Origin of the sequence: Nocardia sp. NPDC052566 (assembly GCF_044547285.1) — a bacterium.
In the GTDB taxonomy this organism is placed as follows: Bacteria; Actinomycetota; Actinomycetes; order Mycobacteriales; family Mycobacteriaceae; genus Nocardia.
This window is the reverse complement of record NZ_JBIUAF010000002.1, coordinates 1-24,627: the sequence shown is the minus strand read 5'-3', so window position 1 is coordinate 24,627 and position 24,627 is coordinate 1. Positions and strand designations below refer to the sequence as shown.

General features: G+C 67.0%; 23 protein-coding genes and 1 rRNA gene. 8 read left to right on the top strand and 16 right to left on the bottom strand.

Features of this window, described 5'->3' with window-relative positions; all coding sequences use genetic code 11:
- The first annotated feature begins 218 nt into the window (after positions 1–218).
- Positions 219–854, top strand: coding sequence for a methyltransferase domain-containing protein (locus ACIG5A_RS07470; protein WP_397238911.1), 636 nt, complete (start codon positions 219–221; stop codon positions 852–854).
- Between the two features lie 25 nt (positions 855–879).
- On the opposite strand, the gene ACIG5A_RS07465 is transcribed toward ACIG5A_RS07470, so the two are convergent.
- The 5 genes from ACIG5A_RS07465 to ACIG5A_RS07445 form a co-directional block, all read right to left on the bottom strand.
- The gene (locus ACIG5A_RS07465) at positions 880–1,275 is read right to left on the bottom strand and encodes a RidA family protein (RefSeq protein WP_397238909.1); all 396 of its coding nucleotides are present in this window, start codon (positions 1,273–1,275) and stop codon (positions 880–882) included.
- Between the two features lie 158 nt (positions 1,276–1,433).
- The gene (locus ACIG5A_RS07460) at positions 1,434–1,976 is read right to left on the bottom strand and encodes a DoxX family protein (RefSeq protein WP_397238907.1); all 543 of its coding nucleotides are present in this window, start codon (positions 1,974–1,976) and stop codon (positions 1,434–1,436) included.
- Between the two features lie 132 nt (positions 1,977–2,108).
- Positions 2,109–3,470, bottom strand: a complete 1,362-nt coding sequence (locus ACIG5A_RS07455; protein ID WP_397238904.1) for an NCS2 family permease — start codon at positions 3,468–3,470, stop codon at positions 2,109–2,111.
- 328 nt (positions 3,471–3,798) lie between these two features.
- Positions 3,799–6,369, bottom strand: a complete 2,571-nt coding sequence (glgP, locus tag ACIG5A_RS07450) for an alpha-glucan family phosphorylase (RefSeq protein WP_397238902.1) — start codon at positions 6,367–6,369, stop codon at positions 3,799–3,801.
- A gap of 86 nt (positions 6,370–6,455) precedes the next feature.
- The gene (locus ACIG5A_RS07445; protein ID WP_397238900.1) at positions 6,456–6,899 is read right to left on the bottom strand and encodes a VOC family protein; all 444 of its coding nucleotides are present in this window, start codon (positions 6,897–6,899) and stop codon (positions 6,456–6,458) included.
- A gap of 78 nt (positions 6,900–6,977) precedes the next feature.
- On the opposite strand from ACIG5A_RS07445, the gene ACIG5A_RS07440 reads away from it, so the two are divergent.
- The 4 genes from ACIG5A_RS07440 to glgB all read left to right on the top strand — a co-directional run bounded on the left by ACIG5A_RS07440 (position 6,978) and on the right by glgB (position 12,514).
- Complete coding sequence (locus tag ACIG5A_RS07440; RefSeq protein ID WP_397238898.1) at positions 6,978–7,583, top strand: TetR/AcrR family transcriptional regulator; 606 nt, start codon at positions 6,978–6,980, stop codon at positions 7,581–7,583.
- A 46-nt stretch (positions 7,584–7,629) separates the two neighbouring features.
- Positions 7,630–8,271 (top strand): LysE family translocator, encoded by a 642-nt coding sequence (locus ACIG5A_RS07435; protein ID WP_397238896.1) that lies wholly within the window; start codon positions 7,630–7,632, stop codon positions 8,269–8,271.
- 86 nt (positions 8,272–8,357) lie between these two features.
- The gene (locus ACIG5A_RS07430; protein WP_397238894.1) at positions 8,358–10,361 is read left to right on the top strand and encodes an alpha-1,4-glucan--maltose-1-phosphate maltosyltransferase; all 2,004 of its coding nucleotides are present in this window, start codon (positions 8,358–8,360) and stop codon (positions 10,359–10,361) included.
- Between the two features lie 14 nt (positions 10,362–10,375).
- Positions 10,376–12,514 (top strand): 1,4-alpha-glucan branching protein GlgB, encoded by a 2,139-nt coding sequence (gene glgB / locus ACIG5A_RS07425; RefSeq protein WP_397240568.1) that lies wholly within the window; start codon positions 10,376–10,378, stop codon positions 12,512–12,514.
- A gap of 17 nt (positions 12,515–12,531) precedes the next feature.
- On the opposite strand, the gene ACIG5A_RS07420 is transcribed toward glgB, so the two are convergent.
- The 3 genes from ACIG5A_RS07420 to ACIG5A_RS07410 all read right to left on the bottom strand — a co-directional run bounded on the left by ACIG5A_RS07420 (position 12,532) and on the right by ACIG5A_RS07410 (position 15,129).
- Positions 12,532–13,386 (bottom strand): tetratricopeptide repeat protein, encoded by an 855-nt coding sequence (locus ACIG5A_RS07420; RefSeq protein WP_397240567.1) that lies wholly within the window; start codon positions 13,384–13,386, stop codon positions 12,532–12,534.
- A gap of 61 nt (positions 13,387–13,447) precedes the next feature.
- Positions 13,448–13,816 carry a DUF3817 domain-containing protein gene (locus ACIG5A_RS07415; protein WP_397238892.1) on the bottom strand — a complete coding sequence of 123 codons (369 nt, stop codon included), beginning with the start codon at positions 13,814–13,816 and terminating at the stop codon, positions 13,448–13,450.
- Between the two features lie 134 nt (positions 13,817–13,950).
- Positions 13,951–15,129, bottom strand: a complete 1,179-nt coding sequence (locus ACIG5A_RS07410) for an acetyl-CoA C-acetyltransferase (protein WP_397238890.1) — start codon at positions 15,127–15,129, stop codon at positions 13,951–13,953.
- Positions 15,130–15,304: 175 nt separating this feature from the next.
- Here ACIG5A_RS07410 and mce point away from each other — a divergent pair, with 175 nt between their 5' ends.
- Both mce and ACIG5A_RS07400 read left to right on the top strand, forming a co-directional pair.
- On the top strand, positions 15,305–15,778 hold the full coding sequence (mce, locus tag ACIG5A_RS07405; protein ID WP_397240566.1) for a methylmalonyl-CoA epimerase: 474 nt from the start codon (positions 15,305–15,307) through the stop codon (positions 15,776–15,778).
- 86 nt (positions 15,779–15,864) lie between these two features.
- Positions 15,865–16,863 (top strand): hypothetical protein, encoded by a 999-nt coding sequence (locus ACIG5A_RS07400; protein ID WP_397238888.1) that lies wholly within the window; start codon positions 15,865–15,867, stop codon positions 16,861–16,863.
- 111 nt (positions 16,864–16,974) lie between these two features.
- Here the strand turns inward: ACIG5A_RS07400 and ACIG5A_RS07395 are convergent, their stop codons facing one another.
- Genes ACIG5A_RS07395 through ACIG5A_RS07385 form a run of 3 tightly spaced genes read right to left on the bottom strand, consistent with a single transcriptional unit; the run spans position 16,975 to position 18,894 of the window.
- Positions 16,975–17,283, bottom strand: coding sequence for an ATP/GTP-binding protein (locus ACIG5A_RS07395; protein ID WP_397238886.1), 309 nt, complete (start codon positions 17,281–17,283; stop codon positions 16,975–16,977).
- Between the two features lie 58 nt (positions 17,284–17,341).
- The gene (gene nucS / locus ACIG5A_RS07390; RefSeq protein ID WP_397238884.1) at positions 17,342–18,058 is read right to left on the bottom strand and encodes an endonuclease NucS; all 717 of its coding nucleotides are present in this window, start codon (positions 18,056–18,058) and stop codon (positions 17,342–17,344) included.
- A 59-nt stretch (positions 18,059–18,117) separates the two neighbouring features.
- Positions 18,118–18,894: a rhomboid-like protein gene (locus ACIG5A_RS07385; RefSeq protein ID WP_397238882.1), complete on the bottom strand. Its 777-nt coding sequence runs from the start codon at positions 18,892–18,894 to the stop codon at positions 18,118–18,120.
- Between the two features lie 162 nt (positions 18,895–19,056).
- On the opposite strand from ACIG5A_RS07385, the gene ACIG5A_RS07380 reads away from it, so the two are divergent.
- The gene (locus ACIG5A_RS07380) at positions 19,057–20,307 is read left to right on the top strand and encodes a hypothetical protein (protein WP_397238880.1); all 1,251 of its coding nucleotides are present in this window, start codon (positions 19,057–19,059) and stop codon (positions 20,305–20,307) included.
- A 167-nt stretch (positions 20,308–20,474) separates the two neighbouring features.
- On the opposite strand, the gene ACIG5A_RS07375 is transcribed toward ACIG5A_RS07380, so the two are convergent.
- The 5 genes from ACIG5A_RS07375 to rrf all read right to left on the bottom strand — a co-directional run bounded on the left by ACIG5A_RS07375 (position 20,475) and on the right by rrf (position 24,621).
- The gene (locus ACIG5A_RS07375; protein WP_397238879.1) at positions 20,475–21,704 is read right to left on the bottom strand and encodes a tetratricopeptide repeat protein; all 1,230 of its coding nucleotides are present in this window, start codon (positions 21,702–21,704) and stop codon (positions 20,475–20,477) included.
- A complete protein-coding gene (locus ACIG5A_RS07370; RefSeq protein WP_397238878.1) occupies positions 21,697–22,743 on the bottom strand; it encodes a tetratricopeptide repeat protein in 1,047 nt (348 codons plus the stop codon). The genes ACIG5A_RS07375 and ACIG5A_RS07370 overlap by 8 nt, the downstream gene beginning before the upstream one ends.
- Complete coding sequence (locus ACIG5A_RS07365; protein WP_397238876.1) at positions 22,740–23,816, bottom strand: hypothetical protein; 1,077 nt, start codon at positions 23,814–23,816, stop codon at positions 22,740–22,742. Before ACIG5A_RS07365 ends, ACIG5A_RS07370 begins: the two co-directional genes overlap by 4 nt.
- A gap of 218 nt (positions 23,817–24,034) precedes the next feature.
- Entirely contained in the window at positions 24,035–24,373 is a 339-nt protein-coding gene (locus ACIG5A_RS07360; RefSeq protein WP_397238874.1) for a hypothetical protein, read from the bottom strand.
- A gap of 131 nt (positions 24,374–24,504) precedes the next feature.
- Positions 24,505–24,621 (bottom strand): 5S ribosomal RNA (gene rrf / locus ACIG5A_RS07355).
- Positions 24,622–24,627 lie beyond the last annotated feature (6 nt).

The following is a 24,627-nucleotide window of genomic DNA, read 5'->3' as shown; positions in this document are numbered from 1 at the left end:
CAAGGCCTGGCTTTACTTCCGAACAGAAGTAAGTTGGGTCTTGGCACTCCGGTGAACCCCAATTCCCACACCGGATGCCGCGGTCCCCGCGCCAAGCCCTGCACGCGGCGCGGGGACCATACAATTCTCCTCCGCGGCCGGTCATCGCATGAGACCGTTTCCAGATGAAGCACCCCGATACCGACGCCCTAGGCGAATTCCTAATCAGCGCAAGATCATTGGCTGAATATCGCGCGATATTCGCGCTTTCGGAAAACGATCTGCACGGCCGCATTCTCGACTGCCCGGGTGGCGCATCGAGTTTCACCACCGAAGCGAGCGACCTGGGCGCGCAGGTCACCGCGGCGGACCCGATCTACGCCCGTTCGGCCGATGAACTGCGCCCCTTGGCAATCAGCGAGACCGACCGCGGAAATTCCTGGGCAACAGCCCATCACGACCGCTACCGGTGGGACTGGTACGGCAACCCGACCGGTCACCGGCGGATGCGGCATGCCGCGGCCGTCCGGTTCGGGGTGGATCTGACCATCCACCCCGAACGCTACGTACCGGCCCGACTACCCGCACTTCCGTTCCCGGACAACAGCTTCGACCTGGTACTCAGCTCGCATCTGCTGTTCACCTACGCCGACCGGCTCGACACCGACTTCCATCTGGCCGCGCTCGCCGAGCTGGCCAGGGTCAGCACCGGGGAGACCCGGCTGTATCCACTGGTCGATCACACCGGCCGCAATCTCGGCGACCTCGTCGAATATCTTCGGAATGAACTGCACGACAAGGGAATACACACCTCTCTGCGCAAGACCGGCTACGAGTTCCACCGCGGTGCCGACACCGTGCTGATACTCCGGTAACTCGGGCGCCACTCGACGCCCGCCGTCATCCACGCACCGCGACCGCGTCGACCTCGAACAACATGCCAGGCAGTGCGAGCGCCGCGACACCACTCAATGTCTGCGCGGGCGGGCGCTCACCCCAGAGCTCGGCGACCTTCTTACCGATCACGGCGAGCTTGTCCAGGTCATGGTCGACGATGTGGGTACGCAGCTGCGCCACATCGGCGAAATCGAGGCCGACCGAGCGCAGCGCGATACCGAGGTTGGCGAAGGCGTTGTCCACCTGGACCGCGAAATCAGCGCTGGTGGTGTGCCCTTCGGCGTCGGAGTCGTACTGCCCGGCGATGAAAACCAGCTCGCCGCGCACGACCGCGACGTGGCTGTAGCCGAAGCCGGTCGGATCGTGCAGTTCGGCCGGGTTGCCGATCTCGATGGTCATCTCGTCATCTCCTGGTTCGTCGATTGCCTGCGCAATACCGACGACGTAGGCGGATCGGCTGTGACATGACCCCGATCACCGGCGCGCGGCGCGGCGACCCCCTCGGTCACCGCGCCGCGCGCGAGCGTGAATTCAGTTGTCCGCCAACGGCATGGCGATCAGAGCACCCACTTGAAGATCAGGGTGAGCACGGCGGCGACGACGGCGAGCACAATCGCGCCCGCACCCCAGACGAAGCCGTGGCGCTGCCACGGACGGCCGTGATCGAGGGAGAACCGGCCGGGGCCGGTGAAGGCGAGCGCCGCGGCGGCCGCGGCGTACAGCAGCGGTAGCTCGTAGCCCTTGCCGGTCAGCAGGCCACCGCTCCACATGGTGTTGACGGCGTTGATCATGGTGCCGACCACGATGGCGGCGGCGAGCGGGGTCACGAGGCCGAACACCAGCAGCAGGCCACCGGTGAATTCGCTCAGGCCGGCGAGGGTGCCGAACAGCTTGCCCGGGTTGTAGCCCATCTGGTCGAAGCTCGCGGTGGTGGCGTTCCATCCGTAGCCGTTGAACCATCCGAAGAGCTTCTGGCTGCCGTGCGCGGCGAGCAGCCCGCCGAATACGACCCGCACGATCAGCAGGCCGATATCGGTGGCGACGGCGTCGAGCGCCGCGGTGTCGTTGGTCGTGCGTCGCGAAGCGGTGTTGGTACTCATACTGGTCTCATCCCTGCAGTAGTGGCCAGATCGATAGTTTCGGCATCCGATAGTTCAGGCAACTAAACGGACTATAGTCCGTATCATCGCACGGACCGTCCCAACCAGCCAATACTCGCGCTTATTCCCCAGTTACTCGGCGAGGAACAAGAAGTACCCGAGGAAAATCACCATCAGCGCCCACATGGCGGGATGAACTTCTTTGATCTTGCCCTTGGCGACCATCACGATCGGATAGAAAATCATGCCCATCGCCAGGCCGTTGGCGATCGAATAGGTCAGCGGCATCATCACGATGGTGATGAACGCGGGCACCGAGTATTCGAGGCGATTCCAGTCGATCTCGCCGAGCGCGCGGGCCATCAGCACGCCGACCACGATCAGCGCGGGCGCGGTCACCTCGCCCGAGCCGGCGACCACCGCGAAGACCGGGAAGCAGAACATGGCGATCAGGAACCAGCCCGCGGTGGTGACGGCGGTCAGCCCGGTGCGCCCGCCCGCGGAAACGCCCGCGGTCGATTCGACGTAGGCGGTGGTGGTGGAGGTGCCGATGACGGCGCCCGCGATGGTGCCGACCGAGTCGGCGGCCAGCGCGCTGGACGCGCGCGGCAGCTGCCCGTTCTTGTCGAGCAGGCCCGCCTGGTTCGCGACGCCGATCAGCGTGCCGGAGGCATCGAAGAAGTCGACGAACAGCATGGTGAGGATGACGACGGCCATCTGCCCGGTGAACGCGTCCGGCAGGTGCACGATGGCCTGACCGAAGGTGTGCTCCAACCCCTTCGGCATCGCGACCACGCCGTTGGGCAGGTCGACCAGGCCGGTGATGATGCCGAGCACCGCGGTCAGCACGATGCCGTAGAGCACCGCGCCGTGCCAGCCCATGACCAGGAACACCACGGTCACGATCAGGCCGAACATGGCGAGCAATGTGGTGCCGTGGGTGAAGTCGCCGAGCTTGACGAAGGTCGCGTCGCTGGCGACGACGATGCCCGCGTTCTTCATGCCGAGGAACGCGACGAACAGGCCGATGCCCGCGCCGACGGCCAGCTTCAGCTGCATCGGGATGGCGTTGAGAATGCGCTCGCGCACCTTGGTGACCGCGAGCACGAAGAAGATGACGCCCGATAGGAAGGTGCCCGACAGCGCGACCTGCCACGGAATCCCCATCTGCTGCACCACGGTGAACGCGAAGAATGCGTTCAGCCCCATGCCCGGTGCCAGCGCAATTGGGTATTTGGCCCAGATGCCCATGACCAGGGTGCCGAACACCGCGGCGACGGCGGTCGCGGTGAACACCGCCTGCATGGGAATGCCCTTGTCGCCCAACGGACCTTGGTCGCCGAGCACCGAGGGATTGACGGCGAGGACATAACACATGGCCAGGAACGTGACCGTGCCCGCCATCACCTCGCGCTTCATGGTCGAGCCGTTCGCGCTGATCCCGAAGTACGCGTCGAGGCGACCTCGGGTCCGAGTCAGAACGTCGGCGGTCATGGGCTCTCCAGTGTTTGATTGCGGCGTTCGCGGGGCCCTGCGTGGTTACGCGACGCTGCCGCCTCCGGGCCCTGAGCTCACGCCGCGTCGGCGATCAATTGAGAAGGGTGCGAAACGCACGGTAGCCGACGATTCACTGAATCGAAGAACCCGGCGGGTCGCCTACCAGCCCTGACCGCGAGTGATCCCTGTCACGCCCGCCCGCCACACCTCACCAGCAAACCCCGAGCCACCCACCGCAGGTCAGAACGGCAGACCGTCGAGCGCAGTCGAATGGCCCGGCGACGCGCCGTCACCGGCGGCCATTCGACTGCACTCGACGGTGGGTTCAGGCGCTGGGCGCGGCGACCAGACCGAGTTCGGCGTCGGAGGCGAGCAGGTCGTTGTGCGGGAGCACGCGGACCGTGTAGCCGACGGCGCCGGACAGCGGGACCGGGGTCTCGACGGCGAAAAGCTCGACGCCGGAATCGGATCCGGTGTGCGTCATCGGGATGGTGGTGACATCGGACAGATCGTCGGCGGGCGACACCCGGCCGAGCACCGCTTGCACGATTACTTCGGCGGGGCTCAGGCCGCCGAGATCGATGCGCGCGGTCAGCGACAGCGACGCGCCGATGATCGGCGTATCGGGCAGGCCGGCGCTGTCCACCTGAATCACCTTCACCGACTGCCACGCCGATTCGACGCGGCGGCGGTACTCGGCGACGGCGCGTGCGGCGGCGAAGTCGTCGGCGAGGGCGCTGCGATAGGCGGTGGCGGCGGGTGCGTAGTACTCGACGGCGTAATCGCGGACCATGCGCGAGGCGAGCACCTTCGGGCCGAGCGTCTCCAGCGTGTGCCGCACCATCTCCACCCAGCGCACCGGCATGCCGGTGCGATCGCGGTCGTAGAAACGTGGTGCGACGGTGCGCTCGAACAGGTCGTAGAGCGCGCCCGCTTCGAGATCGTCGCGGCGGTGCTCGTCGCGGACGCCGTCGGCGGTGGGGATGGCCCAGCCGTTCTCGCCGTCGTACATCTCGTCCCACCAGCCGTCGCGGATGGACAGGTTGAGCCCGCCGTTCAGCGCGGACTTCATGCCCGAGGTGCCGCACGCCTCCAGCGGCCGCAGTGGATTGTTCAGCCACACATCGCAACCCCAGTACAGGTACCGGGCCATCGACATGTCGTAGTCGGGCAGGAAGACGATGCGGTGGCGCACCTCGGGATCGTCGGCGAAGCGCACCACCTGCTGGATCAGCGCCTTGCCGCCGTCGTCGGCCGGGTGGCTCTTTCCGGCGACCACCAGCTGCACCGGGCGCTCGTGATCGAGCAGCAGCGCGCGCAGCCGTTCCGGATCGCGCAGCATCAGCGTCAGCCGCTTGTAGGTCGGGACGCGGCGCGCGAAGCCGATGGTCAGCACGTTCGGGTCGAAAACACCATCGACCCAACCCAATTCGGCCTCGGCCGCGCCACGCTCCAGCCAGGAGTTGCGCAGGCGGCGGCGCACCTCGGCAACCAGGGTGGCGCGCAACGTGTTCCGGGTCGACCACAGCTCACCGAGATCGACATCGTGCAGCCGCTCCCAGCCGCGCGCCTCCTCGACCAGTTCGGCGCCGATGTGCTCGCGCGCCTTATCGATCCATTCACGCGCGGCCCAGGTCGGGGCGTGCACGCCGTTGGTGACCGAGCCGATCGGCACCTCGGCCGCATCGAAACCGGGCCACAGCGGGGCGAACATGGCCCGGCTCACCTCACCGTGCAGCTTCGATACGCCGTTGGCGCGCTGCGCGAGTCGCAGCCCCATATGGGCCATGTTGAAGACCGAGGGATCGGCCTCCCGGCCGAGACCGACGATGCGATCCACGGAAAGCCCTGGCAGCAGCGCGGATTCGGATTCGCCGTGCGCACCACCGAAGTAGCGGCGCACCATCGGCATCGGGAACCGGTCGATACCGGCGGGCACCGGGGTGTGCGTGGTGAAGACCGTGCCCGCGCGCACGGCGGCCAGCGCGGTATCGAAATCCAGTCCGTCCGCGACGTATTCGCGGATCCGCTCGACGCCGAGGAAACCGGCGTGGCCCTCGTTCATATGGAAGACATCGGGATCGGGCAGGCCCGCGGCGCGGGTGTACGCGCGCACCGCGCGCACACCGCCGATGCCGGCCAGGATCTCCTGGCGGATGCGGTGCTCCTGGTCGCCGCCGTAGAGCCGGTCGGTGACCGCGCGCAGTTCCGGATCGTTCTCGGCGATATCGGAATCGAGCAGCAGCAACGGAACCCGGCCGACCTGGGCGATCCACACCCGCGCGCGCAGCACCCGCCGGTCGGGCAGCGCCACGTGGATGAGCACCGGCGAGCCGTCGGTGGTGAGCAGCCGCAGCGGCAAACCCTGCGGGTCGAGCGCAGGATAGTGCTCGGTCTGCCAGCCGTCGGCGGACAGCGTCTGCCGGAAATAGCCGGAGCGGTAGAGCAATCCGACGCCGATCAGCGGCAGGCCGAGATCGGACGCCGACTTGAGATGGTCGCCCGCCAGGATGCCGAGGCCGCCCGAGTAGTTCGGCAGCACCTCGCTGACGCCGAATTCCATGGAGAAATAGGCGATTCCACGCACACCGCCATCCATCTGCTTCTGGAACCACAGCGGCCGGTCCAGATATTCACGGAGGCCGGCGGCGGCCGCGTCGACGCGCGCCACGTAGTCCGCGTCGGCGGCCAGCTCGTCGAGTCGCGCCGCGGGCACCTCGCCGAGCATCCGCACCGGATCGTGCCCGACCTCGAGCCACAGCGCGCGATCGAGCTCCGCGAACAGATCCTGCGTCGGCCAATGCCAGGACCAGCGCAGATTCGTGGAGAGATCGCCCAACGCCGCCAGACGCTCGGGCAGATGGGCACGGACGGTGAAACGACGAAGTGCCTTCACCACGCGAACCCTACCGAACGGTGTCACACCCGTCCGCCCCGGCGGTCGGCGTCACACCGGGGGCGATGGTGCGATCAATCGCATGGTCAGGCGTCGCCGGACTGCTCGGCGAGATGGCCGGGGCCGAACTGGTCGGCGTACTCCGCGCCGGGTGGGATCTCGGTGATCATGTCGATCAGGACGCCACTCGGATCCGCGACGATGAAGTGCCGCTGACCGAAGGTTTCGCTGCGGATCTCCAGCTCCGCTTTCATGCCGCCGCGCACGACGAGTCGTTCCCACTCGGCGTCCACATCCGCCACCTCGAAGTTGAGCAGCAGGCCCTGGACCGGCTTGCGGTAGGCCTCGGGCACGGTCGGATGGGTGTAGTCGAGCAGCGCGAGCTCATAGGACACATCCCCGGGACGCCGCAGGCTGATGTACCAGTCCGCTTCGAAGACGATCTCGAACCCGAGCCACGTGGTGTAGAAGTCACGCGATCGCGCGAGCTGCGAGGTACCGATGACCGGGTAGAAGCTGTTGAGCTGCATGACATTACCTTTCACGTACCGCTGGTATGTGAAGTAAAGTAGTTCACATACCAGCGGTACGTCAATAGGAGAATCCGGATGGCGAGCAGAATCCGCGCGCAGCAACGCGAGGAGACCAGGCGGGTGCTGCTGCGGGAGAGCAGGCGGCTGTTCGCGGCGAAAGGCTATGGGGCGGTGGGATTGTCGGAGATCGTCGCCGCCGCCGGGGTGACCAAGGGCGCGCTGTACCACAATTTCGACAGCAAGGCCGAGCTGTTCGGGGCCGTGCTGGAGCAGGTACAGCACGAGGTCGGCGATCGGGTGGCCGCGGCGGCGGCCGCCACCACCGATCCGTGGGCACAGCTCGTCACCGGCTGCGAAACCTTCCTGACCACCTGCATCGATCCGGATATCCAGCGCATCATGCTTGTCGACGGGCCCGCGGTGCTCGGCTGGCACGAATGGCGGGCAATGGACGCGGCGGCCTCGGAACAGCATCTGAGCGAGGCGCTGCAGTCACTGATCGACGCGGGCGTCCTCGCCGATCAGCCGGTCGCCCCGCTCACCCATCTCCTGTCCGGCGCGATGAACGAGGCCGCGCTCTGGCTGGCCACCACCCCGCAGGCACTGCCCGACACCACGGCCGCCCTGCGCCGCCTCCTCGAGGCACTGCGCGCCGCCGGGCGACCGGCCGAGGGCCGGTAGTCGAAATCGGCTGGCGGCCGAGCCGACCGAATGGCAGCATCGGCTGATGCCGCACTGGGTCGCCGTACTCCCCCAATTCCTGCTTGCCTGCGTCATTCTCGCGGCTCTGCCCGGGCCCGCGACCGCGCTGTTCCTCCAGCGGTCGGTCCGCGACGGGCGGGCCGCCGGGCTGGCGGCGGTCGCGGGCAACGAGATCGGCATCCTGTGCTGGACGGCCGCGGGTGGTGCGGGCCTGTCGGTACTGCTGGTCGCCAACCACGCGCTGAACACCGGGCTGCACATAGTCGGCGGGCTGGTGCTGGTCTGGCTCGGCGTCCAGGCCTGGCGCGGTGCGCGCGCCGACAAGGAGTTCGGCGCGCAGATGACGGGCATCCTGCCTGCCGGGCGGACACCGGGCTCGGCGTTCCGCGCCTCCCTGGTCTCGATCGCGGCGAACCCGAAGGCCGCGGTCTTCGGGCTGACCATCCTGCCGCAGTTCCTGCCGTCCAGCGGGCCGATCGTGCCGACGCTGATCATCCTCATCGCCATCCAGCTGGCCATCGACACCGCCTGGTGCGTCGGCATCGTGCTGGCCGCCGATCGCGCGGGCGAATGGCTCCGCCGCACCGGCATCCGCCAGCGCGTCGAACGCGCACTCGGCGCCGTCCTCGTCGCACTCGGCCTCGGCCTGGCCGCCGACGCCCGCTGATCAGCGAGCTCGCCCCGGCCTCGACGACAGCGCCTTCGACCCGCCGAGTCCGAACGAATCGGCGGGGTGCCGGTAGGTTGGTCGACGTGACCGGCCGCATCGCCATCGATGACACCGCCCCGTCGATACCAGGAGGTCGGCCTGCCAAGGCCGTGGTGGGCGAGGTATTCCCGGTCCGGACGGTGGTCTGGCGGGAGGGACACGACGCGGTCGCCGCGACGCTCGCGGTGCGCGCGCCCGGCTCGTCGCGGGTGCAGCGGATCCGGATGACGCCGGACTACGAACCCGATGTCTTCAACGCGACCTTCACGCCGAACCTGCCCGGCGCCTGGACCTTCCGCATCGAGGGGTGGAGCGATCCGATCGCGACGTGGCGCGCGGCGGTGGAGGCGAAGCTGGCGGTCGGGCAGAGCGCCGACGATCTGGCCAACGATCTCGAGCTGGGGGCACGGCTGTTCGAGCGGGCCGCCCAGCAGCTCCCGAAGGCCAAGTTCGAACGGCTGCGTGCCGCCGCCGCGGCGCTGCGCGGCGCCGAGCAGTTGCCCGCCAGGGTGGCGCCCGCGTTCACCGAGGAGATCACGGAGATCCTGCGCGGGACTCCGCTGCGCGACATGGTCACCCGCGGCCAGCAGCACACCGTGCACGTCGAACGCCACCGCGCGCTGTACGGCTCGTGGTACGAGTTCTTCCCCCGGTCGACCGGCGGCCGCGACCAGGCGGGCAAGCCGGTGCACGGCACCTTCGCCACCGCGATCAAGGAACTGCCGCGCATCGCCGCCATGGGTTTCGACGTGGTCTACCTGCCGCCGATCCATCCGATCGGCGCGGTGAACCGCAAGGGCCGCAACAACTCCCTCACCGCGGAGCCCGGCGATGTCGGCTCGCCGTGGGCGATCGGCTCGGCGGACGGCGGCCACGATACCGTCCATCCCGCGCTCGGTACCGAGGCCGACTTCGCCGAATTCGTCTCGGCCGCACAGCAATCCGGTATCGAGGTGGCACTGGATCTGGCGCTGCAATGCGCGCCGGACCATCCGTGGGTGGCCACCCATCCGGAATGGTTCACCACGCTGCCCGACGGCACCATCGCCTTCGCCGAGAACCCGCCGAAGAAATACCAGGACATCTACCCGGTCAACTTCGACAACGATCCCGATGGGCTCTACGCCGAGGTGCTGCGCGTGGTCCGGCACTGGATCGGGCTCGGCGTCAAGATCTTCCGCGTCGACAACCCACACACCAAGCCCGCCGACTTCTGGGAGTGGCTGATCGCGCAGGTGCGGCGCACGGACCCGGACGTGCTGTTCCTCTCCGAGGCGTTCACCCGCCCCGCCCGGCTCTACGGGCTGGCGCGCCGCGGATTCAGCCAGTCCTACACGTATTTCACCTGGCGGGTGGCGAAATGGGAACTGGCCGAATTCGGTAATGAGCTGGCGGCCAAGGCGGACGAGGCGCGGCCGAACCTGTTCGTCAACACCCCCGACATCCTGCACGAGAGCCTGCAGCACGGCGGGCCCGGTATGTTCGCCATCCGCGCGGTGCTCGCCGCGACCATGGCGCCCACCTGGGGCGTCTACTCCGGCTTCGAACTGTTCGAGCATCAGGCGGTGCGCCCGGACAGCGAGGAGTACCTGGACTCGGAGAAGTACGAGCTGCGCCCGCGCCCCTTCGCCGAGGCGCTCGCGCGTGGCGAATCGCTGGAGCCGTGGATCACCCGGCTCAACGAGATCCGGCGCAATCACCCCGCACTGCAACAGTTGCGCTGCATCCACTTCCACCACGTGGACAACGACGCCATCCTCGCCTACTCGAAGATCGATCCGAGCAGCGGCGACGCGGTGCTCGTCGTGGTGAACCTCAACCCGTACGGCACCGAGCACGGCATGATCTCGCTCGACCTGCCCGCCGTCGGCCGCGAATGGTACGACCGGCCGGTGGTGGTCGACGAGATCACCGGCGAGGAATACCACTGGGGCCAAACCAATTACGTGCGGCTCGATCCGCCGAAAGCGGTCGCCCACATCCTCGCGCTGCCACCGGTACCGCAGCCGATTCGCACGGAACTGGCCTACCGCAGGACATTCCGGTGAACCGCCGTGACCTGATGCTGCTCGCGGCGGGCACACACGGCGACCCGCACACCGTGCTCGGCGCGCATCCGCATCCGGACGGCACCGTGGTGCGCGTGCTGCGCCCGCACGCGGAGACGGTGCGGGTGCGCGTCGGCGGCGTCGATCATCCGCTGGAATCGCTAGGGCACGGGATATTCGCGGCGGTACTGCCGTATCCGGACCTGATGGACTACCGGATCGTCACCACCTATCGCGGCGGGCAGACGGCGCTCGGCGCGGACGGCTACCGCTTCCTGCCCACCGTCGGCGAGCTCGATCTGCATCTGATCGGCGAGGGACGCCACGAACGGCTCTGGGAGGTGCTCGGCGCGCATCCGCGCCGGTACACCACGCTCGACGGCGAGGTGAGCGGCACCTCGTTCGCGGTGTGGGCGCCGAATGCCAGGGGCGTCACGGTGATCGGCGATTTCGACGCGTGGAGCGGGAACACCGCGCCGATGCGGGCGCTCGGCTCGTCGGGGGTGTGGGAGGTCTTCGTGCCCGGCGTCGAATCCGGCGCCAAATACAAGTTCCGGGTGCACGGCGCCGACGGTCGCACCGTCGACCACGCGGACCCGCTGGCCTTCGCCACCGAACCGCCGCCCGCGTCGGCATCCGTTGTCACGCACAGTGATTACCGCTGGCGCGACCAGGATTGGCTCGACCGGCGCGCGCACACCGATCCCACCCGCGCGCCGATGAGCGTCTACGAGGTGCACCTCGGCTCGTGGCGTCCCGGGCTCGGTTATCGCGAAATGGCCGAGCAGCTGGCGGATTACGTCCAGTCGGCGGGCTTCACCCATATCGAACTGCTGCCGATCGCCGAGCATCCGTTCGGCGGCTCCTGGGGTTACCAGGTCACCTCGTACTACGCGCCCACCGCACGTTTCGGCACGCCCGACGAATTCCGCGCCTTCGTCGACCGGATGCACGAGGCGGGCATTGGTGTATTGCTCGACTGGGTACCGGCACACTTCCCACGCGACGAATGGGCGCTGGCGCGTTTCGACGGCACTCCGCTCTACGAGCACGCCGATCCGCGCCGCGGCGAGCAACTCGACTGGGGCACCTACGTTTTCGACTTCGGCCGCAACGAGGTGCGCAACTTCCTCGTCGCCAACGCGCGGTACTGGATCGAGGAATTCCACATCGACGGGCTGCGGGTGGACGCGGTCGCCTCCATGCTGTACCTGGATTACTCACGCCCCGAAGGGGATTGGGAACCCAACGTGCACGGCGGGCGGGAGAACCTGGAGGCCGTGCACTTCCTGCAGGACCTCAACGACACGATCCACCGCCACCATCCCGGCGTGGTCACCGTCGCCGAGGAATCCACCACCTGGCCCGGTGTCACCCGCGGCACCGACGTCGGCGGCCTCGGCTTCACCATGAAATGGAATATGGGCTGGATGCACGACACCCTCGGGTTCCTGCGCCGCGACCCGATCCACCGCTCCTGGCACCACAACGAGATCACCTTCTCCCTGGTGTACGCGTGGAGCGAGAACTACGTGCTGCCGATCAGCCACGACGAGGTGGTGCACGGCAAGGGCACGCTGTGGACCCGCATGCCCGGCGACGATTTCGCGAAGGCCAGTGGCGTGCGCGCACTGCTCGCCTATCAGTGGGCCCACCCCGGCAAGCAGTTGCTGTTCATGGGCCAGGAATTCGGCCAGTTCCGCGAGTGGTCACACGACCGCGGACTCGACTGGCAGGAGCTGGAAAATCCACTGCACCAAGGCATTACGACGGCGGTGCGGGATCTGAACGCGGTGTACCGCGCGCATCCCGCACTGTGGAGCCAGGACACCGCGCCCGGCGGCTACTCCTGGATCGAGGCCGACGACAGCGCCAACAACGTGCTCGCGTTCCTGCGCTGGGGGTCCGACGGCTCGGTCGTCGCCTGCCTCTACAACTTCTCCGGCTCGGTGCACGGCGAATACCGGGTCGGCCTGCCCAACGCCGGTACCTGGCGGGAAATCCTCAATACCGACGCCGCCGAGTACGGCGGCTCCGGCATCGGCAATATGGGCGGCGTCAAGGCCACCGACGACCCGTGGCACGGCCGGCCCGCCTCCGCCACGGTCGCGCTGGCCCCCAATACCGCGGTCTGGCTCACGCCGGACTCGTAGACCTCAGCGCGGCGACCTCAGTACAGCGCGGCGGCGAGCTTGCGGCGGGCGGCGACGACGAACGGCTCGGCCTTGTCGAAGAGGTCGAACAGCTCGATCAAACGGGTGCGCGCCTTGGTGCGGTCGTCGCCCGCGGTGCGCTTGATCAGCGCGATGAGGCGGTCGAACGCCGCCTCGGGCTGCTGGTTGAGCATTTCCAGATCGGCGGCGTCGAGCGTGGCGTCGACATTCGACGGGTCCGCGTCGGCGGTGGCGATCACCGATTCCGGCAGCTGCTGGGCACGAGCGAGGAAGCGCAGCTGACGCAGCGCGTTCTTGGCTTCCTCGTTGTTCGGTTCGGCGGCGATGATCGCCTCGTACGCCGCCTCGGCGCCGGCCAGGTCACCCTGCTCGAGCGCGTCCTCGGCGGCGACGAAGCGCGGATCCTCCGGCACCTCGGGCGCGGCTTCGGCACCGCCATCGAGCTTGCCCGCGACCGCGTCGACGACGGCGGTGAGCCACTGGCGGACCTGCGGTTCCGGTTGCGCGCCTTCGAAATCCGCGAGCGGCTGGCCGCCCGCGATCGCGATCACCGTCGGAATGCCCTGCACGCGCAGCGCCTGGGCGATGCGCATGTTCGCCTCGGCCTCGACGGTCGCCAGATCCCATGCGCCGCCATCGGCCTCGACCAGCCGTTCCAGCGTGCGCACCAGCTCGACGCTGCCGGGGCTGCGCTGCGAGTACAGCGCGACGACCACCGGCACCTGCATCGAGCGCCGCAGCACCCTCGCCTCGAAATCCGCCTCGCCGACCGCATATCCACCGGCGGGCGCGGCGCCGCCCGCGGCGGCGGGCGGCTGCTTCAGGCTGGACAGGTCCACCGCACCGGACATGGCGGCGGCAACGGCGGGCGAGGGACGGCGGGCGGCAGGTCGAGTCACGGTTTCCAGTTTGTCACGAGGAAGCGGTGGCCGGGGCCGCGGTATCGCCCGCACCGGTGTTGCTCAGCTCACCCAATTTTCCGAAGCGCGCGGCCAGGACCTCGAACAGCACGGTGAAGAACGGCGGGATGCTCGACAGCAGCGCGAGCACCGTCACCAGCGGGGACCACTTCAGCTCACGCGCGGCCACGATCGCCATGATCACGAACAGGATGAAGATGATCCCGTGCGTCATGCCGAACACCTTGACCGGCCAGGTGACGGGCTCGGGTAGCCGCTTGAACACCATGCCGACGATGAGGAAGGCCCACGAGATCGCCTCCAGAACGGCGATGAAGCGGAACCGCTTGGCCACGGTGCTCAAGTCGAAGAAGTTGCCCATGCGCCCCATTGTGCCGGACGGCTACGACGAGGTGTAGTTGAAGTCGTCACACTAACCGGACAAACCACCCGCGGTGCGCAGGAACGACAAAGGCCGGTCCCCGTGCGGGACCGGCCTCCGATGTCCGTGGCGGACTAGACCTTGATGATGAGCGCGTCGCCCTGGCCGCCACCGCCGCACAGTGCCGCCGCGCCGATGCCGCCGCCGCGGCGCTTCAGCTCGAGCGCCAGGTGCAGCAGGATACGGGCGCCGGACATGCCGAGCGGGTGGCCGATGGCGATCGCGCCGCCGTTGACGTTCACCTTCTCCGGATCGATGCCGAGCTTGCGGGTCGAGGCGACACCGACGGCGGCGAACGCCTCGTTGATCTCCACCAGATCCAGATCGGCGGGCGAAATGCCTTGTTTCGCACAGGCCTTCGCGATGGCGTTGGCAGGCTGATCCTGCAGCGTCGAATCCGGGCCCGCGACCACTCCGGCCGCGCCGATCTCGGCGATCCAGCTCAGCCCGAGCGCCTCGGCCTTCTCCTTGCTCATCACCACGACCGCGGCGGCGCCGTCGGAGATCTGCGAGGCGGTGCCCGCGGTGATGGTGCCGTCCTTGCTGAACGACGGGCGCAGCTTGGCCAGCGTCTCGGCGGTGGTGTCGGCGCGGATGCCCTCATCGGCGGTCACCAGCACCGGATCACCCTTACGCTGCGGCACCGCGACCGGAACCACCTCGTCGTCGAAGACGCCGTTCTTCCACGCGGCCGCCGCGCGCTGGTGCGAGGCGGCGCCGAACGCGTCCTGATCCGCGCGGCTGATCTTGTCGGTGGCGTTGCGCTGTTCGGTCAGCGCGCCCATCGGCTGATCGGTGAAGATGTCGTAGAGGCCGTCGTAGGCCATGTGGTCACGCATGGTGACATCGCCGTATTTGAAGCCCTCCCTGCTCTTTTCGAGCAAATGGGGCGCCTGGCTCATCGACTCCTGGCCACCGGCGACGACGATCTCGTATTCGCCGGCACGGATCAGCTGGTCGGCGAGGGCGATGGCGTTGATACCCGACAGGCACACCTTGTTGACGGTCAGCGCGGGCACATCCATCGGGATGCCCGCGGCGACGGCGGCCTGGCGCGCCGGCATCTGGCCCGCGCCCGCGGTCAGCACCTGCCCCATGATCACGTAGTCGACCTGGTCCGGCGCGACGCCGCTCTTTTCCAGCGCCGCCTTGATGGCGAAGCCGCCCAGGTCGGATCCGGAGAAGTCCTTCAGACCGCCGAGCAGCCGACCGACCGGAGTACGCGCACCGGCGATGATCACGGAAGTGGTCACGACGAGTCCTCGCTTTTTCTCTCGCAGCATTCGATACAGTTTTCGATCGGCGGCGCTCCTAGGCCCTGCGTGGTTACACAAGCTGCCGCCTCCGGGCCACACTCGCGCCGCCGTACTCAACGGTAACCGGTGTGGCCCGGCCCACGGCACGCAGGTGGCGCGCTACCTTCGAGTGGTGAGCAACGCCATCGATTCGTCCGATTTCATCCCCGGCGACTACGTCATCGCCGTCGACCACGTGGGCATCGCCGTCCCCGACCTCGATGCCGCAATTGCCTGGTATGCCGACAATCTCGGCATGATCGAGACCCATCGCGAGGTCAACGAGGGCCAGGGCGTACACGAAGCGATGCTGTCACTGCCCGGTGCTGCGGACGATTCGACTGCCCTGCAGTTGCTGGCACCGCTCAACGCCGAATCCACGATCGCCAAGTTCATCGACCGCAGCGGCCCCGGCCTGCAGCAACTCGCCTATCGGGTCACCGATATCGATGCCGTCTCCGCTCATCTGCTGGCTCGCGGTCTGCGTTTGCTGTACGAGGCGCCGCGCAGCGGTACGGCGGGTTCCCGCATCAATTTCATCCACCCCAAGGATGCTGGCGGTGTGCTGATCGAGTTGGTCGAACCAAACGCGAATGTTACGCACTAGTATCAAGATCCGGTGCCAAAAACTCGTCGGAATCACATTCGCGGTCGAGTCACCATGAGGTGTCAGTAGGCTGTAGTTTGTGTGCCATGTCGTCACCTGAGTCCGATCGCAATCGCTTCGTTGCACTGCCCTTCACCGTTGTGCGCAAGGGTTATGCGCAAGACGAGGTACGCAACTACTTCGACCGCTTCGACGCCGAGCTAAGGGTCACCGCTACCGACCGCGATGCCGCTGCGGCGCAAGCCCGTAACCTCGCGAGTCAGCTCGAGGACGCGCGGGACGAGATCGACGAACTCCGCAAGGAGGTCGACCGGCTCTCGGTCCCGCCGACCACCGCGGAAGGCATGTCCGACCGCATCTCCCGCATGCTGCGACTGGCCTCGGACGAGGCCTCCGAGGTCCGCGCGCTCGCGCAGGCCGAGGCCGCCGAAATGGTGTCGATCGCGGAGCAGCAGGCCACCGAGATGCGTGGCAAGTACGAGTCGCTGCTCGCGGAGACCAAGGAGAAGCGCGAGGCGCTCGAGATCGAATTCGAGCAGACCCTCGCCAACGCCCGCACCGAGTCCGCGAAGATCATCGAAGCCGCTCAGGCCGAGGCCGATCGCCTCGGTAAGGAAGCCGACGCCAAGCGCAAGGCGACCCAGCAGGACTTCGAGGTCACCATGGCCGAGCGGCGCACCAAGCTGACCCGCGCCATGGAAGAGCTGGAGGCGACCTCGCGCGCCGAGGCCGCGCAGCGGATCAAGGACGCCACCGACGAGGCCAACCGCCTCATCACCTCCGCCACCCAGACCTCCGAGCGCAAGATCGCGCACGCCAAGGAACTCGCCGAGGAGATGCGCGTGCTGCGCGGCCGGGTGCTCGCCCAGCTGCTCGGTATCCGCGGCCAGCTCGACTCGGTGCCCGCCATGCTCGCGGCCGTCAACCGCGAAAGCGAACTGCTGGACGGTGTTCCGGACCAGCGCAAGTCCATCGGCGGTTCGCAGAAGTCCGTTCAGGGCTCGCGCACGAAGGCCATTCCCGAGGTCAGCGCCGAGGACGACGATATCGACGCCGACGAGCGCGAGAACGCCGACATCTCCTGACGGCGGATCTCACACGGCGACGACGTACCGCCACAATGTGACCGAAAGCCGCTCCGGACACCCGGGGCGGCTTTCCTTATGTGCCGACCAACCCGGCAAACCGCCCGAAGTTCATGACCAGCGGCGAGTGATGCGCCGGGTCTGCCTGCCGTTCCAGCAGCCGTTGTGCCAGTGGCGGCGATCGTCCTCGCCGCCGAAGGCGGGCCAGGCGACGATATGCGCTACGCCGGGCGGGATTTCGTGATCGCAACCAGGGCAGCGATATGTCTTGATTGCCCGGCTGCCCGGAATCGTGCGAACCATATAGGTGTCGTCGTTGTCCGGTCCCGATTCGGTTCGGCCGAATACGTCACCCATCGGCGCGCCGCCCGTCCGCGAGCGGCCCGCTTGGCCATCTGCGCGCGGCTTCCGACGAGGCATGCCCATCAGCCTAACGGCGGGCCGTCAGGCGCTCGACGCGGCGTGGACGCCGCACGGGCTAGAAGAGGCGGAATTCGCTGCTCTCCGTGCCACGCAGAGCGTCGTAATCCAGTACCAGGCAGCGGATGCCGCGGTCCTCGGCGAGCGTGCGGGCCTGCGGTTTGATCTGTTGGGCGGCAAACACTCCCGCGACCGGCGCCAGCAGCGGGTCGCGATTGAGCAGTTCCAGGTAGCGGGTGAGCTGTTCGACGCCGTCGATCTCGCCGCGGCGCTTGATCTCCACGGCGACGGTGGCACCGTCGGCGTCGCGGCACAGGATGTCGACCGGCCCGATCGCGGTCATGTACTCGCGGCGGATCAGCGAATAACCCTCGCCCAGGGTGTGGATGTGCTCGGCGAGCAGCTCCTGCAGGTGCGCCTCGACGCCGTCCTTCACCAGGCCGGGATCGACACCCAACTCGTGCGAGGAGTCGTGCTCGATCTCCTGAATTGTGATCCGCAGTTCTTCGCCGGCTTTGTTGGTGACCACCCAAAGGGCTTGTGTGCCTTCGGGAAGTTCGCCCGCCGCTTCGTCCGCGGCGAGGACGGCTTCGTCTTTGCGCTCCTCGAGCCAGCACGGCGGGCTCATCCAGTTCAGCGGCTTGTAGGAGCCGCCGTCTGAGTGCACGAGCACCGATCCGTCCGCCTTCATCAGCAACAGCCGACGGGCCATCGGGAGGTGAGCGGTCAGCCGACCGACATAGTCAACCTGGCAACGAGCTATCACTAGGCGCACCCGAGTACTTTAGGCGAGCGGCCCTGCGCGGCATTCGTCAGCCCGGTAGTACGTGTCGCTCAGCCGAGGAGCAGGCCCGCGGCCAGAATCACGCTTGCGGCAAGCAATCCCGACTCCAGCCGGGTGAGCCGCTGCGCCGGTGTGATCGGCCCGGGTCGCGGCCGATTTCGCGGCGCCTTCGGCTCGCGCTCCCCGGTGCTCGGGCGCAGCAGGCCGTATGCGACGGCAAGCCCGATGGCGAGGGCCAGCAGGTGCCCGACGTTGGTGAAGGTCTGGCCGACCACGACGCCCTCGGTGGCGAGCAGCAACCAAGTGGTGGCCCACACCGTCTGCCAGCGCTGCGGCAGCGCGACGGTGAGTGCGCCGACCACCGCCATCGCGCCGTAGCTGACGCCGACGTCCTCGGCCCAGGCGATGCTGTCCGGCAACCAGTCCGCGGTCACCGCGACCCACAGGCCCGCGGCAACGAGGAGAGTGGCGCCGATATGCCCGGCCAGGAAGATGCGCAGCAGTCGGCGCGAACCGAACCGCAACTCCGCGAAGGCGAGCAGGCAGGCGAACAGCGGGATGATCAGGAAGGCCGCGGCGATATCGCCGATCACGAAGGCACTGGAGAACAGCGTGCCGACATGACCGCGCAGCAAATTGTGCAGGTTGGTGCTGGCGTGCATCACCACGCGGGATTCGGCGGAATCGCTCAGCACGGTGAATGCCGCGGCGGAAAGGGTCAGAACTGTCAAATAGCCCAAGGTCACCGGTAAGCGGCGAATCACCGTCTGCGCCTTGGTATCGCGCTCGTCCCACGGCTGCGCGGAGAGCAAGGACCGAGCAACCATGAGCACCTCCGTCTACCGCGACATCGCCGGCCGTCCGCCGACAGACTCCATGATCAAGCGCAGCGCTGCGTACGCACTGTTTGTTCCCTGGGAGTTGGCTGTGACCGCGGAATGTGACGGGAAACATGAGCCGAGGCGCCGGAGATTCACTACCTTGCCTCCATGGGAGATGGGGAGCGTTCAGATCACACCACACCGTCCTCGCGTCGGCAGCCCGAGACGCTGACCTATTGCCTACGGGTCGAATCGGTCAAAGCGGGCGGGCGGACGCGGCGAGAGCTGGAGATCGCGTCGGATCTGTACCTGGACGAGTTGCACGAGGTGCTACAGGCCGCGTTCGGCTGGAAGGACAAGCGGCGATACCGATTCGGGACCTCGCCGAATTACGGCCTGCCCGGGACCGAGCACTATCTGTGCTGGCTGGAAGTCGCGGAGCAGGAGCCGGGGGTGCCGGATGACCGGGTTCGGCTGGACGAGGTGGTGCGGCAGACCGGGGATCAGTTGTTTCACCGATATGGGCGAGTAGACCAATGGCAACGCGTGATTCGCTTGGAGGCAGTGCGCGAATACGGCGACGCTTCCAGGCGGGCCGAATGTGTCGGCGGGCCAAGGGGTTTGGATATCGAGGCGGTCAACCTCGAATTGAGCGCGTTCGGGCAGGGCAGGATTGCCGAGTCGGTATTCACCAATGACGAGCTACCGGACACCCTCGCCCAAGCACTGGAGGCACTGTCGGGTGGGACGCGACGGCGACTGCTGAATCTCATGGGGCAGGCCATGATCGGACAAAACATACGGGTGGGCCGTGATGTCGCCACCGACGCCGTGCGCCCGTACTCCTGCCTGCTCAACCTCATCGGAAGCGATGGGGTGTTGATGCTCGGGGCCGAAACCCTGCCACCCGACCTCAGTGCGACCATCCTCCGTCAGCTGGACCTGCAAACCTACTGGTACGCCGATGACAGCGAACCGCGGGCAGTGACCGAACTCCGGCACACAGCGTCGAACCTCGGCCTGACACATCAGCGCGGCGACCGACTCGTGCTGTCGGAACTGGGATTTCAGATGCTGCCGGATCCGGTAGCGCTGTGGTGGCATATCGCCGAATGGCTGCCCACCTCAGCCCCCAGCGCACTCTCCGAACGCGACGCCGCCCTGCTGTATGTCCTGGCCTCCGCCACCGACACCGACGACGCCGCCCAAACCGCGGCCCCCTTCTTCGACGCCCTGGGCCACTACCCGAACGGCCCGAGGCCGAGCACCGCCGACGACGTAACCTACTGGATCCCGAACCTGACCCGAGTTCTCCGCTGCCTGCGCATGGCCCCAGATCCCTTCTCCCGCCCCAACACCCGCCACCCCGCCACCCAACTCTTCGCCCGCTCGGTCCTACACCGCTGGCCCCGCGGCTAGCCCGCTCATCGAGAGAAGGGCGACACCCCCGCACACCTACGTGGTGCTGGCCAGGCCGATGGACTGGTTCGCCGCATCGACTTCATCGACGGTCCCGCGGCCTCCGTCTCGACGGCGCCGAACTCGGCAAGGCGCTCGCAGCGCACCCGGCGACATCGAATCCGCCTTCAAAGATCCGAGTGGCCGAGTTCGTCTCGGGTGCGGTTCAGGTTGTGCTGGATGGTCTCGATCAAGGGGTGACCAGCGCCGAGCGCTCGTTCGGCATCGGCGAGCAGCGTCTGGAGCAGAGGCGCGGCCTCATCGAATCGTTCTGCCGCGTAATAGGCGTGGCCGAGGTTGCTGCGGGTGGTCAGCGTTCCCGGATGGTCAGCTCCGAGCACCCGGAGACGGTCTTCGAGAACGGCCTCGTACTGTGCGACAGCCTCGGCGGCTCGCCCTGCCGAGGCGTATGCCCCGGCAAGGTTGTCCCGGGTGCGCAAGGTTTCCGGACTATCCGGGCCGAGCAGCCGGGCACGATCCGCGACGAGGGCCTCGTATCGAGGTATGGCAACATCGAGCCGCCCCGCCGACTTGCAGGCCCCCGCGAAATTATGCCGGGCGTTGAGCACTCCGGGGTGTTCGGCCGGAAGCAGCCGAACATGCTCAGCGAGATTGGTTTCGAACAGCTGGATCGCCCGCTCGAGCTGTCGCTGCCCGGCCGCGAGATGGGCTCCGGCCAAGTTGTCTCGCGCCGTCAGTGTCTCGGGATGATCGGCGCTGTACACGCGGATGTGTTCGGCGACAACGAATTCGAGCAGCGAGATCGCATCGTCGACGCGGCCCGTGCCCAGGATGGCACTGCCGAGGTCGCTCCGAACGACCAGGGTGAGCGCGTCGTCGGCGCCGAGCAATCGGTCGGCGTCGGCGAGGACCGCCTCGAATCGCTGAATCGCCTCGCTCGAACGTCCGGCGAGGCGATACGTGACCGCCTGTTCGCGGCGCGCGGACAGGGTATCGCGATGATTCGCGCCGAACACCCGGACATGCTGATCGACGACGCGCTCGAACTCGGTGAGGGTATCCTCGAGACGTACTGAATCGCGGTAGAGGACAGCGAGATTGAATCTCGTCGTCGCCGTATCGGCATGATCCGGGCCGAGCACCCGCGAATAGCGCGCGAGCGTGTCCTCACCCAGTTGAATCGCTTGGTCGAGCCTGCCCGCCGACGCGTACGCGCCGACGAGATGGTTTCGGGCGCTCAACGCCTCGGAATGATCAGCCCCCAGTAGCCGATCGGCGTCGGCCACGACTTGCTCGCCGAGTTCGATGGCCCGGAGAACATCTCTGGCCTCGATCAGCTGAGCAACACCGTTCAGTCGCGCGGACAGTGCCCGCTCGATGATGTCGAGGTCAGTCATGACCAGCCTCCCCTGTGGTTGGCGAATGGGTGGAATTCGATGGCTTCGCGAGGCTCGCGCAGGTAGCCGCGGCATCGAGCCTTCCAGCCTTCTCGTACGCGCCCGCGAGATTATTGCGTGCCAGCAGCGTGTCCGGGTGATCGTCCCCGAGCACTCGGCGGAAGTCGGCCAGGACCTCCTCGTGCAACGCCACAGACTCATCCACCCGTCCGGCCGAACCGTATGCGCCCGCGAGATTGTCACGAGAACTGAGTGTTTTCGGGTGATCGACCCCGAGGTGCTCAATGAGGTCAGCGCAAACCTGTTCTAGAAGTGCGACTGCCTCGTCGGGTCGATTCGCGATGCAATAGGCGGCCGCCAGATTGTTGCGGGATGTCATGGTGTCCGGATGATCTTCGCCGAGGCGACCGGCTCGGCTTCCGCACACGGACTGCAACGTTGTTATGGCTTCGTCGTGCCGTCCGGCCGTCAAGTAGGCATGTCCGAGATTGTTGTGGGAGGCCATGGTGGATGGGTCGTCAGGGCCCAGCACTCGGCTTCGGTCAGCGCAAACGGACTCGAGCAGGGCGACGGCATCCTCCGACCTTCCTGCTTGCCGGTACGCGCCCGCGAGATCGTGCTGCTGATGGAGGGTGTGCGGATCTGCTGCGCCGAAAACGTCGATGTGATCGAGTACCAACTTTTCGAATTCCCGGATCGCGGCGTCCGACCGCCCGGCCGAGCAGTTGGCGTAAGCGAGCTCGTTTCGGGAAATGAGTGTGTCGTGGTGGACAGCACCGAGTGTCGAAGTCCGGCTCGCGACCACCGCCTCCAATAGCTCGATTGCTTGTGCCAGCTGTCCGGCGGACCGGTAGGCAATCGCAAGTAGATTGCGAGCGAACTGTGTGCCGGGATGATCTGCACCCAGCAATCTTTCGGCGTCAGCGACTACCCGGGAGCCCAAATCGATCGCAAGGGAAAGGTTTTCGGTTTCGGTCAGCTGACGGACGTTCCACATCCGCTGCGACAGAGCACGCTCGGTGATCGTCGGGTCGGTCACGTCAATCCGTTCTCGCACAATGCTTGCCACAAAGCTTCGCTGTGCAATACGAGCTGGAGACCTTCGTGCCGACGACGCCAACCATCAGCGCGATCGAACTGCCGCGACTGAATCAGGTCCAACGTGGCGAGGGCGAGACTTCGAAAGTAAACGTCGCTGCGTGCCTGTTCCACCACCACCCGCGCCATCAATCGGTGCATGATCACCGCATCACGCTTGTGCGACCAAGTGAGGATCGAACCGGCCACACATCGCTCCAGCGCCTGCTCAATGGCAGCGACGTCGAAATCGCTGCCGAACGCCGCTAGTCCGTGCAAGAACTCCCGCGTCACACCCTCGGCGGACAGCAGCGCGATCACGCCGAGCAAGCGGCCGCACAGCGTGGTCGGCTCACCACCCACAACTGTTCTGAGATTGAGGACCAGGGCGGCGGCCGTGGAGTACGGGTAGTGCTGCCCATCGCGGTGCGGCATAAAGTCGGCGACCGTGTCATCACGTAGTAGTTCCAGGTAGCTCTGGTAGTGGAGCCCCCGCAACTCGATGGTGGCCGCCGCAGAGGCGAGCGCGAGCGGTAGGTCGCCCAACTCCTCGGCGACAGCGTTCGCCCCCTTCTCGTCGTCCAGTGTGGTCCGTGTTCGAAGGTAGCTCCGCGATTCCGGCCTGACGTACCTATCGATATCGAGCGGCTCACCGAGCTGTGTGAAGGAACGTTCGGTGCTGGTGATGACGACCTGCGCTCCCGTCGCAGGCAGAAACCGAAGTACGGGAGCCGGGTCGACCGCATTGTCGAACACCAGCAGCGCGTCGCCGCGTCGCGTCGCAAGATGCCTGGTCAGCCGCTGTGCGGACTTCGTCGTATCGCCGTCGGGATCGGCCACACCCAGTTCCTCCGCGAACTCGGCCAAGCCCTTGGTCAGCTCGTCATAGGTCTCCGCGTTGACCCAGCCGACCGCACCACAGCCGGCGTCGATCCTCGCTCGTGCGTAGGCGGCGGCGACCTGCGTCTTCCCGACACCGCGCATGCCAGTGAGTGCGCACACCACAGCCACACGATCCCGATCCAGCATCCGCACCAGCCGGTCCAACGACTCGCGATGGATGTACCCGCGGGGGACTCCTGGAATCTCGCCGACCACAATCTGTTTCGCTGGCAGTGGTGCGGGTGGCAGCACTGTCTGACCGATGATGACCGTCTGGTTGAGGTCACCGGCAACGGAACTGCCGTCGGCGGTCAGTGTTGTCGGCGAGCCGTCGAGCGGTCGTCTGTTGTCGCGCGGGGCGCTATTTCGCCTCACCGCTCTACGCGCTGGTCCAGTGAATCGGCGGAAGCCTCGCGCGCAGACTGCTCCACGCTGCTCGTTCCACCCTTTACGACCTGCCCGAGGCGACGACGGACGACGGCCCCATCCGCCGACTGGCGCACATCGGGGTCTGGGTCTCGAGGCTTGCGCGGATTGATCAACAGGGCAGTCACCGCCACCAGCAGTCCGAGCAAGGTAAGGAAGACACCGACCACGGTGGCCGTCTTCGCCGCCTTGTCGAGCCCAACCACAACCATGTAACCGGCTAGCGCTACGGCTGATACCAACGCGACACCAAAACCACTCCACACCAGGATTCGGCTGGCCATGGGCGACAATCTACTTCCTCGCGACTACCGAGCACACGATTGCCAAGGGGGGCTTGACGTTTCGAGCGCCGGTGACCGGGTGTAGATACGCGGAAAGCCCCCAGCATTGCTGGGGGCTTTCGCGAATGATGTTCCGGCGGTGTCCTACTCTCCCACACCCTGTCGAGTGCAGTACCATCGGCGCAGGTGGCCTTAGCTTCCGGGTTCGGAATGGGACCGGGCGTTTCCCCACCGCTATAGCCGCCGTAACTCTA

What these genes read in the sequence shown, in the direction of transcription:
- ACIG5A_RS07465 (WP_397238909.1), bottom strand. Translation starts at nt 1,275, where the DNA reads ATGACCATCGAGATCGGCAACCCGGCCGAACTGCACGATCCGACCGGC.
- ACIG5A_RS07460 (WP_397238907.1), bottom strand. Translation starts at nt 1,976, where the DNA reads ATGAGTACCAACACCGCTTCGCGACGCACGACCAACGACACCGCGGCG.
- ACIG5A_RS07455 (WP_397238904.1), bottom strand. Translation starts at nt 3,470, where the DNA reads ATGACCGCCGACGTTCTGACTCGGACCCGAGGTCGCCTCGACGCGTAC.
- ACIG5A_RS07445 (WP_397238900.1), bottom strand. Translation starts at nt 6,899, where the DNA reads ATGCAGCTCAACAGCTTCTACCCGGTCATCGGTACCTCGCAGCTCGCG.
- ACIG5A_RS07440 (WP_397238898.1), top strand. Translation starts at nt 6,978, where the DNA reads ATGGCGAGCAGAATCCGCGCGCAGCAACGCGAGGAGACCAGGCGGGTG.
- ACIG5A_RS07435 (WP_397238896.1), top strand. Translation starts at nt 7,630, where the DNA reads ATGCCGCACTGGGTCGCCGTACTCCCCCAATTCCTGCTTGCCTGCGTC.
- glgB (WP_397240568.1), top strand. Translation starts at nt 10,376, where the DNA reads ATGCTGCTCGCGGCGGGCACACACGGCGACCCGCACACCGTGCTCGGC.
- ACIG5A_RS07420 (WP_397240567.1), bottom strand. Translation starts at nt 13,386, where the DNA reads ATGTCCGGTGCGGTGGACCTGTCCAGCCTGAAGCAGCCGCCCGCCGCC.
- ACIG5A_RS07415 (WP_397238892.1), bottom strand. Translation starts at nt 13,816, where the DNA reads ATGGGCAACTTCTTCGACTTGAGCACCGTGGCCAAGCGGTTCCGCTTC.
- ACIG5A_RS07400 (WP_397238888.1), top strand. Translation starts at nt 15,865, where the DNA reads ATGTCGTCACCTGAGTCCGATCGCAATCGCTTCGTTGCACTGCCCTTC.
- ACIG5A_RS07395 (WP_397238886.1), bottom strand. Translation starts at nt 17,283, where the DNA reads ATGCCTCGTCGGAAGCCGCGCGCAGATGGCCAAGCGGGCCGCTCGCGG.
- ACIG5A_RS07385 (WP_397238882.1), bottom strand. Translation starts at nt 18,894, where the DNA reads ATGGTTGCTCGGTCCTTGCTCTCCGCGCAGCCGTGGGACGAGCGCGAT.
- ACIG5A_RS07380 (WP_397238880.1), top strand. Translation starts at nt 19,057, where the DNA reads ATGGGAGATGGGGAGCGTTCAGATCACACCACACCGTCCTCGCGTCGG.
- ACIG5A_RS07375 (WP_397238879.1), bottom strand. Translation starts at nt 21,704, where the DNA reads ATGACTGACCTCGACATCATCGAGCGGGCACTGTCCGCGCGACTGAAC.
- ACIG5A_RS07360 (WP_397238874.1), bottom strand. Translation starts at nt 24,373, where the DNA reads ATGGCCAGCCGAATCCTGGTGTGGAGTGGTTTTGGTGTCGCGTTGGTA.